The sequence below is a fragment of the Nocardiopsis changdeensis genome, assembly GCF_018316655.1.
Taxonomy (GTDB): Bacteria; Actinomycetota; Actinomycetes; order Streptosporangiales; family Streptosporangiaceae; genus Nocardiopsis; species Nocardiopsis changdeensis.
The window spans coordinates 3,795,302-3,809,305 of sequence record NZ_CP074133.1 but is presented as its reverse complement, the minus strand read 5'-3'; the positions used below and the strand labels follow the sequence as shown (position 1 = coordinate 3,809,305).

Genomic DNA, 14,004 nt, shown 5'->3' with positions numbered 1-14,004 from the left:
TTGAAAATGAAAACCGTTTTCAAAACATACACGACACCGCCCGGGACCGTGACCCCGGGGGTGCGAGCCGCCTCCCGCCCGGCCGCCCGAAGCGCCGACGCGCCCGCGGAGCCGGCCTGCTCCTCGGCGGACGCCGGGCCTCCGGGAGGCGCGTTCGCGCGGGCGTGCCCGGAGGTCGGCGGGCGCGTGCTGGCCCCCGGGGGTTCGTGCGGGCACGGCCCGGCGGGCGGGTCAGCCCGCGGCGGGCTCGGTGGCGGGGTCCGCGGTACTCCGGGCCGGGGCGGGACGGGGGGAGGAGAAGGTGCGCCCGCCCGGGGCCAGCGCCGCCAGGGCCGGGGCGGCCACGCAGGCCAGGGCGCAGGCGACCAGGACCGGGCCGGCGCCCCAGGCGGCGGCCGCCGGGCCGATCAGCGCCAGGCCCACCGGGGCCAGCCCGTAGGAGAACAGGAAGTCCAGGGAGGACACCCGGGCCAGCTTGTCCGGGGCGACCTCGCGCTGCACGGCCGTGAACCAGGGCACGTTGAACAGTTCGATGCCCACCCCCACCACCGCGTACGCGGCCATGACCACGACCGGGCCCACCGGGGCGACCAGGCTCAGCGGGGCCAGGGCGTACAGGCCCAGGCCCGCCAGGGCCGTCCACCCCTGGGCGCGGGGCTTGAAGCGGGACACGATGACCGCGCCCAGCAGCGCGCCGGCGGTGTAGGCGGTCAGCGCCCCGGCCAGGACGGCCTCGCTGCCGTAGTGGTCGCGGCCGGCCACCGGCAGCAGGACGCCGGTGGCGGAGTAGCCGGTGGCGATGACGACGGTGAGCGCGCCCAGCCCGGCCAGGAACCAGGGGTGGCGGCGGGCCTCGGCCAGGCCGTCCAGGAACTCGGTGTGGAAGGGCGCGCGGGCGCGGGCGGGCGGGGCGGAGGCGCCGCGGGCGGGGGCCAGGGCGGCGACCAGCCACAGCGCTGCGGTGCCCAGCAGCAGCACCCAGAGCCCGGTGACCAGCGCCAGCAGGGCGGTCAGCCCCGGCGCCACCAGGGTGCTGACCCGGGTGGAGAACGTCAGGGCGGCGTTGGCCTGCTGCCGGTGGTGCTCGGGGACGACCTCGGCGGTCAGCGCCTGGAAGGCGGGGCGGCAGGCGCCCTGGCCGGCGCCCACCACGGTGGCGGCCGCCGCCATGAGGGCGGTGGAGGAGCCCATCCCCAGGACGAGGACGGGGGTGGCCAGGGCGGCGGCCAGTCCCGACCAGAGCACGACCGCGCGCCGGGAGTACCGGTCGGCGAGCAGGCCGCCCGCCGGGACGGCCGCCAGGAAGCCCGCGGTGCGCAGGGCCAGGACCAGGCCCAGGTCGATGGCGGTGAGGGAGCCGTCCAGGACGGCCAGGCCCAGGATGAAGGGGAGCGCCCAGGTCGCCAGCCCCGAGGCCGTGGTGGCGCTCCACAGGCGCCAGAAGGCGGGGTCGCGCAGCGGGCCGCCCGGGCGGGCGGCGGGTTCGGTGTTCGGCGCCGTTGTCGAGGACACGCGGTGTTTCTCACTCTCCGGAAGGCGGTGATGGCTGCTCGTCCACTGTAGTGAAAACGATTATCAGTAGCGACCTTGTCGGGGACATTCGCTCCCGCGGCGGGTCTGCGGTGGGGTCGGCGGGCCGGAAGTGGTCCGCTTTCGCGGGGGGAGAAGTGGGAATGTCCGTTCCGGGCGCGGCACCCCGCGCCGGTGGGTGCGGGGCGGATCACGTTCCGTGTTCTCACGATTCGATGACAACGATTTTCATTTCCTCTATAGTGCCGCTCAGGACGACCCCCTTCCCGAAAGGAACCGCGTGGACCGTTCGCTCATCGCCACGCTGCCGCCCCCGCTCCCGGCCGCGCAGATCATCGACCTCAACCGGCCCCGCGCCGACCTGGCCACCCACCGGACCCACGAGTGGAACGGGTGGGCCCTGGACGTTCCCCCCGGCGTCTTCCTGCCCGGCGCCACCAGCCGCATGATCCACCAGAGGATCCTGGAGGACGCCATCGACGTGCGCGGCCGCCGCTACGCCGCCATGGGCTGCGGCCTGGGCGTGGAGGCCGCCGTGGCCGCCCTGCGCGGCGCCCGCACCGTCCACGCCCTGGACGTGCACCCCGCCAGCGTCGCCGCCGCCGAGGCTGTGTACCGGACCGTCGTCGGAGACACCGCGCCCGGCACGGAGTTCACCGCCCGGGTGTCCGACCAGTTCTCCGCCGTGCCCCCCGGCACCGTGTTCGACGTCGTCACCTTCAACCCGCCCGCCGTCAGCCAGGTGGTGAGCACCGACCCCGACGTGGTGCGCAACGTGTGCGTGGGCGCGCCGGTGACCGACGCGTTCTTCACCCAGATCGCCGAACGCGGCCTGCTCGCCCCGGGCGGGGAGGTCCACCTCATCGTCTCCAACACCGCCGACCTGCGCGCCATCATCGGACGCGCCGCCGACCTGGGGTTCACCGCCGAGGTCGCCCACCTGCACGACTGGGAGGACGGCGTGCTCACCTACCTGTTCCGCCTGACCCGGGAAGGGAACGCGTGAAGACCCTCAGCGACCTGTTCGAGGCGGCCCGCACCTCCCCGGTCCCGCTGCCGGTGGCCACCAGCGTGTTCTGGGTCCACCACGGCACCCGCCTGGCCGGGGGCGACGTCACCTACCTCAACCGGTACGTGCTGGTCCGGGTCGGCCCCGCCTTCGGCGCCTGCGCCTTCGAGGACGGCGAACTCGACCCGGCGGTGTGCGCCGAGGCGTCCGGGCGGCCCCTGGGCGAGCTGCTCGCCGACGACCTCCCGCAGCCGCTGCGCCTGGCGGCCCTGGACGCCCACCTGGCCGCGGAACTGCCCCACCACCGCGATCCGCGCGCCGAGGCCGTCACCCTGCCCGAGGGCACCCCCGAGCAGCGCGCTGTCGCCCGCGACGCCGCCATCGCCGGGCTGCTGCCCGACCCCGAGGGCCGCCGGATCGGGCTGATCGGGGTGGTCGACCCGCTGGTGGCCGCCATCCGCGAACGGGGCGGCGAGTGCCTGCCCTGCGACCTCAACCTGCGCCGCACCCGGTGGGGGGACGAGGTCGCCCCGTCCATGGACGGGGTGCTGGAGGAGGCCGACGCCGTGGTCGCCACCGGCATGACCCTGGGCAACGGCAGCTTCGACACCATCCTCGCGCGCTGCCGCGAGCGCGGGATCCCGCTGGTGGTGTACGCCCAGAGCGGTGCCGCCGCCGCCCGCGCCCTGCTCGGCGAGGGGGTCACCGCCCTGTCCGCCGAACCCTTCCCGTTCTCCCAGTTCAGCGCGGTCCCCACCGCCCTGTACCGGTACCGCGCCGACGGGGCGGGGGCCGGTTCGTGACCACCGGCACCGGCCGCGCCGCCTGCCACCACGGAGAGATCGTCCAGGGGGTGTTCCTGGACCGGGGCGGCCGCCCCCGCCGGGGCCTGGTCACCCTGCCCATGGCCGACCCCGTCACCGAGGCGGTGTTCACCCCCCGGCCCGGCACCCCCGCCCACCGCATGAGGGTGTACCCGCCGGGCCGGGTCAAGGCGGCCCGCGCCGCCGCCCTGGCCGCCGCCGAGTGCGCGGCCCGCCGCGCCCGGGTGTGCGGGGGGACGCTGCGGCTGCGCGGCGGCGCCCCCACCGGGCTGGGCCTGGGCTCCTCCACCAGCGACGTCACCGCGGCGGTGCGCGCGGTGTGCGCCGCGTTCGGGGTGGACCCCGCCCCCGCCACCGTGGCCCGGATCGCCGTCGCCGCCGAGGGGGCCAGCGACCCCATCATGTGGGAGGGCGGCCGGGCGCTGCTGTTCGCCCAGCGCGAGGGCCGGGTCCTGGAGGACCTGGGCGCCCCGCTGCCGCCCCTGGTCGTGGTGGGCTGCCTCACCGGCGGGGGCGCACCGGTGAACACCCTGGGCCTGCGCGCCCGGGTGGACCGGGGCGAGGCCGCGGTCCACGAGCGCCTGCGCGCCGCCCTGCGCGCGGCGGTGGCGGCCCAGGACGCCGCCGAGGTGGGGCGGATCAGCACCGAGAGCGCCGTCCTGAACCAACGGGTTCTGCCCAAGCCGGAACTGGGGACGCTCAAGGGCGTCGCCCGCCTGTGCGGGGCGGTCGGCGTCCAGGTCGCGCACAGCGGCAACGTCGCCGGTGTGCTCTTCGACGCCCGAGCCGACGACCTGGGGGCCCGGATCGACACCGCCCTGGAACGGCTGCGCGGGGCGGGCCTCGTCCCCACCCGGGTCTTTCCCACCAGCCCCCCGACCCCTGGAGAGACGACGTGGACGACCACGTGTGCGAGACCCTTGGCAGACCGGACCTGATCGACCTCGGCGGCGGGCTGGTGTGCCTGCGGTTCGAATCCATGAAGGTGGCCTCGGCCGCGGCGGCCGTACGCCACCTGCTCGACACCGGGGTCGTGCGCCCCGGCGACACCCTGATGGACAGCTCCAGCGGTATCTACGCCTACGGCCTGGCCCTGGCCTGCCACCGGTACGGGCTGCGCTGCCACATCGTGGGGTCCACCACCATCGACCGGACCACCCGGGTGCAGCTGGAGATCCTGGGCGCCACCCTGGAGCAGGTGCCGCCCTCCGACGACCTGCGGTTCGACCAGAGCCGGCGGGTCGCCCGGGTGCGGGAGCTGCTGGCCGAGCACCCCGACTACCACTGGATGCGCCAGTACCACGACTCGGTGCACTACCTGGGGTACCGGGCGGTGGCCGACCAGATCGCCAAGGAGCTGGACCCCGCCCCGCTGACCGTGGTCGGCGGGGTGGGGTCGGGCGCCTCCACCGGGGCGCTGGCGACGTTCCTGCGCGAGCGGGCGCCCGACACCGAACTGGTGGGGGTGCAGCCCTTCGGCAGCGTCACCTTCGGCGGGGAGGCGGTGCGCGACAAGGAGATCATCATCGCGGGGATCGGCAGCTCCATCCCCTTCGGGAACGTGGACCACACCCTGTACGACGTCGTGCACTGGGTGGGGTTCGACGCCGCCCTGGCCGGGAGCGTGGCGCTGCTGCGCGAGCACGCGGTGTTCGCCGGGCTGTCCGGCGGGGCCGCGCACCTGGTGGCCCGCTGGGAGGCGAGGCGGGCGCCGGAGCGGCGGGTGGTGTTCGTGGCCGCCGACACCGGGCACCGGTACGTGGAGTCGGTGTTCGCCCGCCACGGCGAGGCGCCGGACGTGAGCACACTGGAGCCGGTGGCCGTCCGCGACACCGCCGGGCTGACGGCGCCGTGGTCGCGTATGGAGTGGGGGCGGGCGCCCGCCCCGGCCCGCGCCGTGCACGCCGAGGAGTGAACGGCCCCGCCCGCGGCCGGGGCCGGACCGCGCCCGGCCGCGGGCGGGCGCCGCACCCGCGTACGGCTGCGGGCAGGCGCTGTGCGCACCGTTGTGAGTCAAGGTCCGGGCAATGGAAATCTGTCTGGATTTTGCTCTGAAAAACGGAGATGGTTGTAGGATTTGTTGGAGGCAACGGATTCGGTTGCCGGGTGAGGGGGCTCCATCAGGTTGGGGAACGGCGCCGCGCGCGTCCTCCCCGGGCGGGGCCGGACGGCGTCTCCTCACCACACAGGCCCCCTCCCTCTCCTTTCCCCTTCTTCGTCCCCGGACGCGGGTGCGCCCCCGCCGCGACGCGGCGGGGGCGCACCGCCGGGGTGCCCGCCGGGCGCTACTCCAGGACGGCCAGGAGGTCGCCGCCGTCCACGCGCTGGACGCGGTCGACCGCCACCCGCGCGACGGTGCCCGCCACCGGCGCGGTGATCGCCGCCTCCATCTTCATCGCCTCGATCGTGGCGACCGTGGCACCGGCCTCGACCGCCTCACCGGCGCCCACCACCAGCGTCACCACGCCCGCGAAGGGCGCCGCCACGTGCCCGGGCACGTTCTTGTCGGCCTTCTCGGCGGCGCGCACCGCCGAGGCCAGCGACCGGTCCTGGATCTGCAGCGGCCGCAGCTGGTCGTTGAGCCGGGCCAGCACGGTGCGCACCCCGCGCTCGTCCGGCTCGCCCACCGCCTCCAGCTCGATGAGCAGCCGCACCCCCGGGTCCAGGTCCACCGTGCACTCCCGGCCCTGGCGCAGGCCGTAGAAGAAGTCGGCGCTGGAGACCACGCTCGTGTCGCCGTAGGCCGAGCGGTGCTTCTGGAACTCCTCCGTCGGCCCCGGGAACAGCAGCCGGTTCAGCGTGGCGCGCCGGTCCTTCTCCAGGCCCTCGCGCTGCTCCTCGTCCAGCTCCACCACCGGGCGGGCCGCCGGCCGCCCCTGGAGGGCGCGGGTGCGGAACGGCTCGGGCCAGCCGCCCGGGGGCACCCCCAGCTCGCCGCGGAGGAACCCCACCACCGAGTCGGGGATGTCGAACCGGGACGGGTCGGCCTCGAAGTCGGCCGGGGACACCCCCGCGCCGACCAGGTGCAGCGCCAGGTCGCCCACCACCTTGGAGGAGGGGGTGACCTTGACCAGCCGCCCCAGCATCCGGTCGGCGGCGGCGTACATCGCCTCGATCTCCTCGAAGTGGTCGCCCAGCCCCAGCGAGATCGCCTGGGTCCGCAGGTTGGACAGCTGGCCGCCGGGGATCTCGTGGTCGTACACCCGGCCCGTCGGCGAGGACAGGCCCGCCTCGAACGGGGCGTAGACGCGCCGTACCGCCTCCCAGTACGGCTCCAGGTCGCCCGCGGCCGCCAGGCTCAGCCCGGTGCTCCTGTCGGTGTGGTCGAAGGCCGCGATGATCGCCGACAGCGACGGCTGGGAGGTGGTCCCGGCCATGGACGCCACCGCGCCGTCCACGGCGTCGGCGCCCGCGTCCACGGCGGCCAGGTAGGCGGCCAGCTGGCCGCCCGCGGTGTCGTGGGTGTGGACGTGCACGGGCAGGTCGAACTCCCGGCGCAGCGCCGCCACCAGAGTGGCCGCAGCCGGGGGCCGCAGCAGGCCCGCCATGTCCTTGACCGCCAGGATGTGCGCTCCGGCCTCCACCGTCTTCTCGGCCAGGCGCAGGTAGTAGTCGAGGGTGTACAGCTCCTCGGCCGGGTCGGACAGGTCGCCGGTGTAGCACAGGGCGACCTCGGCGACGGAGGTGCCGGTGGCGCGGACCGCTTCGATGGCCGGGCGCATCTGCTCCACGTCGTTCAGGGCGTCGAAGATCCGGAAGATGTCGACGCCGGTGGCGGCGGCCTCCTCCACGAACGCCGCGGTGACCTCGGTGGGGTAGGGGGTGTAGCCGACGGTGTTGCGCCCGCGCAGCAGCATCTGGAGGCAGATGTTGGGGACGGCCTCGCGCAGCGCGGCCAGCCGCTCCCAGGGGTCCTCGGCCAGGAACCGCAGCGCCACGTCGTAGGTGGCCCCGCCCCACGCCTCCAGGGACAGCAGCTCGGGCAGGGTGCGCGCCACCACCGGGGCGACCGCCAGCAGGTCCTTGGTGCGCACCCGGGTGGCCAGCAGCGACTGGTGGGCGTCGCGGAAGGTGGTGTCGGTGACCGCGACGCGCGGCGACTCGCGCAGCCACCGGGCGAACCCCTCCGGGCCCAGGTCGGCCAGCCTCTGCCGCGACCCGGCGGGCGGCGACCCGGCCGGGAGCTCCGGCAGCTTCACCGACGGGTCGATGAGGTGGGGGCGCTCCCCGTGCGGCTTGTTGACGGTGACGTCGGCCAGGTAGGTGAGCAGCCGGGTGCCGCGGTCGGCGGAGGGCCGCGCCGTCAGCAGGTGCGGGCGCTCCTCGATGAAGGACGTGGTGACCCGACCCGCCTGGAAGTCCGGGTCGTCCAGCACCGCCTGGAGGAACGGGATGTTCGTGGCCACGCTGCGGATGCGGAACTCCGCCACCGCCCGGCGGGCACGGTTGACGGCGGTGGTCAGGTCCCGGCCCCGGCAGGTGAGCTTGACCAGCAGCGAGTCGAAGTGCGGGCTGATCTCGGTGCCGGCCGCCGCGGTGCCGCCGTCCAGGCGGATGCCCGAGCCGCCGGGGGAGCGGTAGGCGCTGATGATGCCGGTGTCGGGTCGGAACCCGTTGGCGGGGTCCTCGGTGGTGATGCGGCACTGGAGCGCGGCCCCGCGCACCACGATGGTGTCCTGGGAGATGCCCAGGTCGGCGAGGGTCTCGCCGGAGGCGATGCGCATCTGGGACTGCACCAGGTCGATGTCGGTGACCTCCTCGGTCACCGTGTGCTCGACCTGGATGCGCGGGTTCATCTCGATGAACACGTGGGAGCCGTCCGCGCCCACCAGGAACTCCACGGTCCCGGCGTTGCGGTAGCCGATGCGCCGGGCGAACCGGACGGCGTCGTCGCAGATCCGCGCGCGCAGCTCCGGGTCCAGGCCCGGCGCGGGGGCCAGCTCGATCACCTTCTGGTGGCGGCGCTGGAGGGAGCAGTCCCGCTCGTACAGGTGCACCACGTTCCCCTCGCCGTCGGCGAGGATCTGCACCTCGATGTGGCGCGGGTCGACGACCGCCTTCTCCAGGAACACGGTGGGGTCGCCGAACGCCGACTCGGCCTCGCGCATGGCCGCGGCCAGGGCCTCGGGCAGCCGGTCGGGGCGGTCCACCCGGCGCATGCCGCGGCCGCCGCCCCCGGCGACCGCCTTGACGAACAGCGGGAACCCGATCTCCGCGGCGGCCCCGACCAGGGCGTCGGCGTCGGCGGAGGGGGCGGAGGAGGCCAGGACCGGCACGCCCGCCTCGCGGGCGGCGGCCACCGCGGTGGCCTTGTTGCCGGTCAGCTCCAGGACGTCGGCGGGCGGGCCCACGAACGTGATCCCGGCCTCGGCGCAGGCGCGGGCCAGTTGCGGGTTCTCCGACAGGAACCCGTACCCGGGGTAGACGGCGTCGGCCCCGGACTCGCGGGCCGCGCGGACGATCTCGTCGACGGAAAGGTAGGCGCGGACCGGGTGGCCCGGTTCACCGATCTGGTAGGCCTCGTCGGCCTTGAGCCGGTGCAGTGAGTTGCGGTCCTCATGGGGGAAGACCGCGATGGTCCGGGCGCCCAGTTCGTAGGCGGCGCGCAGGGCCCGGATGGCGATCTCGCCCCGGTTGGCCACAAGCACTGTACGGAACATGGTGTCCTTCTGGTCGGTGGGAACGGCACGGGCCGCATCGCGCGTGCGCCACCGGCCCCGTCGACGGTGGGCGCATCCCGTGTACGCCCCGCACGTTTGCAGGGGTAACCTAACCGGCGCGGTCCCCGGGGCCGGCGACCGGCCCCCGGCGGCGGGGCGGGGCGCGGTGCGTTCCCAGGGTCCTGCCCGCCGCGGGGCCCCGCCGAACCCCGCCGCGGCGCGGGGTCAGTCCCCGAACGCCGCGCTGTCGAAGGAGGCCAGGTCCTCGCGTCCGTCGGTGACCCACCAGCGGGCCGGGGAGGGCGACCGGGGCCCGGGCGAGTAGGAGAGCAGGAGTTCGTCGGAGCCGTTCGCGTCGTGGTCGGCGCAGCCCTCCAGGCCCGCCACGTGTTCGGTCCCGGAGCCGCCGGCCAGCGGGCCCTCCTCGGGGCCCGAGCGCACCAGGGGCGGGGTGTCGGCGACCCGCAGGGCCCCGTCGGCCCAGTGCACGGTGTCGACCCCGTGCCCGGCGCGGCCCACGGCGGCCTCCCGGGTGCCGTCGCCGTCGGTGTCGCACAGGGCCAGGGCCCGGGTGCCGCCGTAGGCGGCGGTCGCCTCCCCGGGCAGGTCGAGGCCGACCGGGTCGCCCGGGTCCGCGGTGAGGGGGCCGGGGTAGAGGTTGAGGCGGTGGTGGATCTCGGGGGGCTCGGTCTCGTACCCGGGCTCGTTGTTGCGGTTGCCGTCGTCGCCCACGACGAGGTCGGCGGCGCCGTCCCCGTCCAGGTCCCCGAAGGCGGCCATGGACCCGCCCACCGTGTCGGCCTGCGCCCAGCCGGCCGGGTCGCCGGGGCCGGTGAGGAGCAGGGTGTTGCTCGTCTGCTCGCCGTCGCTGGAGTGCTGCACCAGCAGCGGGGAACCGCCGGTTCCGGCGGGGCCGGCGACCAGGGAGCCGATCCAGGACGGGAAGGGGCGCGAGCCGGTACGGGCCGGGGCCCCGTCCGGGCCGATCGGGCCGTACAGCACGGTGATCTCCTCCTGCCCGCCGGTGCCGTCCTCGCGGACCAGCGCCAGGTCGGCCGCCCCGTCGGCGTCGAAGTCGCCGACCGCGGCCGGGGGCCAGCCCGACGGCGACATCCCGTCCTCGGGCAGGGCCAGCGGGACCGGGTCGGCGCCGGGCCCGGTGGGGCCGCCCCGGTACACCGCGTGCACCGCGGGGCCGTCCTCCCCCTCCGGGTGGTGGACCAGGGGGATGTCGGCGAACCCGTCCCCGTCCAGGTCGGCGGCCTCCCCGCGGGTGCCGTCGCCGCCGGTGCCGGGAACGGCCACCGCGCGGACCGGCCCCGGGTCCAGCACGGTGCGCGTGGCGGGGTCCAGGCCCCGGGCGGAGCCGTACACGACGATGACGCGGTCGGCCGTGTCGGTCAGCCTCTCGGTGTCCATGCCGGCGGCGAAGACCAGGTCGGGGTAGCCGTCGCCGTTGACGTCCCCGGCCGTCCGCGACCCGGTGCCCTCGGGGACGGGGGCCGACGGGTGGTCGCGCACCTGCTCCGCCCCCTCCTCCCGATCACCGTCGGCGGCGGGGCCGCTCCCGCAGGCGGTCGCGAGCAGGGCGCACAGCAGCAGGGGGAGGGGGCGGTGGCGGCGGGGCATGGGACTCCGATCGAGGGGGTGTGCGGGGAGGATACCCGCCGCCCCGCCGGGCACGCGGCGGTTCAGGCGCGCCCGGCCTCGTACACCCGCAGGTGCAGGTCGGCCAGCGCGAACATCGGCGTGGGCACGCCCAGGGCGCGGCCGCGCGCCACCAGGTCGCCGATGATGTGGTCGGCCTCCACCGGGTTGCCGTGGGTGAGGTCCCAGTACAGGGAGGTCGTGGTCCCGGCGGTGGTGTCGCCCAGCATCCGGTCGGCGCGCTCGCGCACCTTCGGCCGGACCGGGTACCCGGACGCGGCGGCGACGGCGGCGGCCTCCTCGAACACGGCCCGGGAGAACTCCCGGCCGCCCTCGGCGGAGTTGATGCGGCCGATGGGGCCGCGCATCAGGCAGTTGCAGGCGCCCATGCTCGCCAGGAACACCCACTTGTCCCACAGCTCCTGCACCGCGTCCTCGGCGGCGGTCGCGGAGAACGTCCCGGTGTCCAGGGCGGCGTGCACCGCGTCCAGGGGGACGACGGGGGTGTCGGAGACCGGGCCGTAGATGAGCTGGGCCATCCTGCCGACCTCGACGATCTCGCCGTTCTCGCCCAGGCGGGTCTGCACCATGGCCACTCCGCCGTACACGCGGTCGGCGCCGAACCGGTCGATGAGGGCGTCCATGTGCCGCATGCCGTTGAGGAAGGGCAGCACGGCCGTGCCGGGGCCCACGGCGGGGGCGATGTCCTTGAGCGCCGCGTCGAACCCGTAGGACTTCACGGCCAGGACCACCAGGTCGTAGTCGGGGGCGAGGGTGTCGGCGGTGACCGCGGTGACGGGGACCGCCTCCACGGAGCCGTCCAGGTCGCGCACCCGCAGGCCGTGCTCGTTCAGGAGGTCGGCCCGGGCCGGGCGGACCAGGAAGTCGACGTCCCGGCCCGCCTGGACCAGGCGGGCCCCGAAGTAGCCGCCGACGGCGCCCGCGCCCACGACAAGGATTCTCACTGTTGCTCCCATGGAGTGGTTCGTTGAACATCGAACAACGTAGGGCCATGGGATGGCTCGCGGCAAGGCCGGCGCGGGTCCCGCCGTCCCGCGCGGGCGGGGCCGCCCCGGCCCCGCCCGCGTCGCCGGTCAGAAGTAGCGGGGGGTGAGGTCCTCGGACGGCCAGGTGCCGACCGCGTTGACCGCCGACCACAGCTTGGGGTCGATCTCGCCCCAGTTCAGCCCGTCGCCCTCACCGCGCCGGTTGAACAGCGCCGCGATCGTGTACCCGTTGGACCGGGCCAGGAACGTGTACGTGCCGGGCATGCTGCCGAAGTGCCAGGTGTTGCGCCCGTTCGCGGTCGGCCGCACGTACCAGCCCAGCCCGTAGTGGGTGGCCCCGCCGCCGGTCTCCGGGACCGCCATCACCTCGTCGATGGACGCGGGGGTCAGCACCCCGGCCGCGCCGGGGGTGTCGTAGACGGTGCAGTACCGCACGAGGTCGACGGCGGAGGCCACCCACCCGCCGTTGCCCAGCTGGTTCTCCAGGTTGAACCCGCCGTAGGGGGTGGGGACCTTCGCGCCGGAGGCGTCCAGGACGGTGGTCGCGGTGTACTTCGACTCGTAGCGCACCTCGCCCGCCTGGCCCTGGGCGAGCGAGCGCCCGGCGCGCATGCGCGCCACGTCCACCGGCCCCAGGACGTCCGAGACCGTGAAGTCCTCGAAGGTCGAGCCGGTCACCGCCGCGATCACCCGCGACACCAGGAGGTAGCCGTAGTTGCTGTAGGAGTACGCCGTCCCCGGGGCGGCGTCGAGCGGGAGGCCGCTGACATGGGCCACCACGTCCTCCTCCGAGAGCGGCAGCCCGAACCCCGACTCGGCGGCCAGGGCGTGGTCGCGCCACAGCGGGTCACCGGAGACGTCCCGGTTCCAGCCGCCGAGGTGCTGGAGGGCGCGCCGGACGGTGACCTGTCCCAGGCGGGGGTCCGCGGTCCGGCCCGGCAGCGGCGACAGGTCGACGAAGTCGCCGACGGGGGCGTCCAGGTCCAGGTCGCCGCGCTGGGCCAGGAGCATCGCGGCGGTCCCGGCGATGTTCTTGCTCAGGCTGGCGATGCGGAACACGTCGGTCTCCCGGGTGGTCGCCACCGCGGGGTCGGCCCAGGTGTAGCCGCGCGCCAGGGCGATCCTGCCCTGGCGGGACACGGCCAGCGATCCGGCGCTGATCCCGCGCGCCTGCATGTAGTCGCGCATGACGGTGTCGAAGTGCGCCATGGCGGGGACGTTCGGGCCCGAGGTGCGCCAGGTCCGCTCGGCGGCGTGCGCGGGCAGGGCGTCGGCGGCGAGGACCGCCGCGCCGAGCCCGGCGGCCAGGGCCAGGGCCCTGCGGCGGGAGGGGGCGGGGGCCTGCTGCTCGTGGGTGCCGTACGGCAAGGAGGGGCCTTTCAAAGAAGGTGGGGCTGCGGGGCCTTCTCTGGCGGGGGCACGGGGAGAAGCGGGGGAACCCGGAGAAGGTACCGATCCCGGCGCGCCGGGTCAACGCTGTTCCCCGGGTCCGGGCGGCGGCGCCCCGGGACCGGGGGATACCGTGGCCGGGACCGTACCGGGCCCGGTCGTGGAGCGGCCGCTCCGCGGCCCGACCGCGCGCCCGACGCGGCCGCCGCGGGGGCGGCCGGCCCCGACCGACCGAGGAGCAGTGAATGGGATTCCCGAAGGCGCTCGACCACCTGGTGTACGCGGTGCCCGACCTGGCGGAGGGGGTCGACGCGTTCGAGGAGCTGACCGGGGTGCGGCCGGCCCCGGGCGGGCGGCACCCGGTGGGGAGCGCGAACGCGCTGGTGGCGCTCACCGTGGAGGGCGAGCGGGCGCCGCACTACCTGGAGGTCATCGGGCCCGACCCCGAGCGGGCCGACCCGGGGCCGGTGCGGGTGTTCGGGCTGGCGTCGCTGGAGCGGCCGCACCTGGCCACGTTCGCGGTGGGGGTCGCGGACCTGGCCGCCGCGGTGGCGCGGGCCCGCGCCGCGGGCCACGACCCGGGCGACGCCGAGCCGTGGTCGCGGGCCACCCCGGACGGGCGCGAGCTGCGGTGGTCGCTGGCGAAGAAGGAGAGCGAGCGGTACCCGGAGCCGGTGCCGTTCCTCATCGACTGGGGCGGCACCCCGCAGCCGGGGCTGGGCGACCTGCCCGCGCTGGAGCTGGTGTCGCTGCGCGCCGAGCACCCGGACCCGGGGGCGGCGGGCCGGGCGCTGGCGGCGCTGGGCGTGGACCTGGACCTGGCACAGGGCCCGGAGCCCCTGCTGGAGGCCGTCCTGCGCGGCCCGAAGGGGGAGTTCACCCTCCGGTGAACCGCGACCCGCTGTGAACGCGCACCCACCGGCGGTCTACGCTGTCCT

Annotated in this window: 10 protein-coding genes; 5 read left to right on the top strand and 5 right to left on the bottom strand. The window is 75.7% G+C overall.

All coding sequences use genetic code 11. The features are described 5' to 3' along the window. Positions 1-231: 231 nt before the first annotated feature. Entirely contained in the window at positions 232-1,512 is a 1,281-nt protein-coding gene (locus KGD84_RS17320; protein WP_220561464.1) for an MFS transporter, read from the bottom strand. Positions 1,513-1,810: 298 nt separating this feature from the next. Between KGD84_RS17320 and KGD84_RS17315 the strand changes: the two genes are divergently transcribed. The 4 genes from KGD84_RS17315 to KGD84_RS17300 are packed head-to-tail and all read left to right on the top strand — an operon-like array spanning position 1,811 to position 5,278. Continuing rightward, on the top strand, positions 1,811-2,536 hold the full coding sequence (locus KGD84_RS17315) for a methyltransferase (RefSeq protein WP_220561463.1): 726 nt from the start codon (positions 1,811-1,813) through the stop codon (positions 2,534-2,536). Then, positions 2,533-3,342, top strand: coding sequence for a Rossmann-like domain-containing protein (locus tag KGD84_RS17310; protein ID WP_255646624.1), 810 nt, complete (start codon positions 2,533-2,535; stop codon positions 3,340-3,342). Before KGD84_RS17315 ends, KGD84_RS17310 begins: the two co-directional genes overlap by 4 nt. Then, positions 3,339-4,301: a GHMP family kinase ATP-binding protein gene (locus tag KGD84_RS17305; protein ID WP_220561462.1), complete on the top strand. Its 963-nt coding sequence runs from the start codon at positions 3,339-3,341 to the stop codon at positions 4,299-4,301. Before KGD84_RS17310 ends, KGD84_RS17305 begins: the two co-directional genes overlap by 4 nt. Further along, positions 4,259-5,278, top strand: coding sequence for a pyridoxal-phosphate dependent enzyme (locus tag KGD84_RS17300; RefSeq protein WP_220561461.1), 1,020 nt, complete (start codon positions 4,259-4,261; stop codon positions 5,276-5,278). The genes KGD84_RS17305 and KGD84_RS17300 overlap by 43 nt, the downstream gene beginning before the upstream one ends. A 370-nt stretch (positions 5,279-5,648) precedes the next feature. Here the strand turns inward: KGD84_RS17300 and KGD84_RS17295 are convergent, their stop codons facing one another. The 4 genes from KGD84_RS17295 to KGD84_RS17280 all read right to left on the bottom strand — a co-directional run bounded on the left by KGD84_RS17295 (position 5,649) and on the right by KGD84_RS17280 (position 13,045). Then, positions 5,649-9,023 (bottom strand): pyruvate carboxylase, encoded by a 3,375-nt coding sequence (locus KGD84_RS17295; protein WP_220561460.1) that lies wholly within the window; start codon positions 9,021-9,023, stop codon positions 5,649-5,651. A gap of 225 nt (positions 9,024-9,248) precedes the next feature. Further along, positions 9,249-10,652 (bottom strand): FG-GAP repeat domain-containing protein, encoded by a 1,404-nt coding sequence (locus KGD84_RS17290; RefSeq protein WP_220561459.1) that lies wholly within the window; start codon positions 10,650-10,652, stop codon positions 9,249-9,251. Between the two features lie 62 nt (positions 10,653-10,714). Continuing rightward, positions 10,715-11,635, bottom strand: coding sequence for a ketopantoate reductase family protein (locus KGD84_RS17285; protein ID WP_220561458.1), 921 nt, complete (start codon positions 11,633-11,635; stop codon positions 10,715-10,717). Positions 11,636-11,764: 129 nt separating this feature from the next. Next, a complete protein-coding gene (locus tag KGD84_RS17280) occupies positions 11,765-13,045 on the bottom strand; it encodes a serine hydrolase domain-containing protein (protein ID WP_255646623.1) in 1,281 nt (426 codons plus the stop codon). Positions 13,046-13,311: 266 nt separating this feature from the next. Between KGD84_RS17280 and KGD84_RS17275 the strand changes: the two genes are divergently transcribed. After that, a complete protein-coding gene (locus KGD84_RS17275; protein ID WP_220561457.1) occupies positions 13,312-13,956 on the top strand; it encodes a VOC family protein in 645 nt (214 codons plus the stop codon). The last annotated feature ends 48 nt before the right edge of the window (positions 13,957-14,004 follow it).

Bases quoted from the DNA above. Each gene is read 5' to 3' on its own strand.
- KGD84_RS17290 (WP_220561459.1), bottom strand. From the start codon at position 10,652: ATGCCCCGCCGCCACCGCCCCCTCCCCCTGCTGCTGTGCGCCCTGCTC.
- KGD84_RS17275 (WP_220561457.1), top strand. From the start codon at position 13,312: ATGGGATTCCCGAAGGCGCTCGACCACCTGGTGTACGCGGTGCCCGAC.
- KGD84_RS17295 (WP_220561460.1), bottom strand. From the start codon at position 9,023: ATGTTCCGTACAGTGCTTGTGGCCAACCGGGGCGAGATCGCCATCCGG.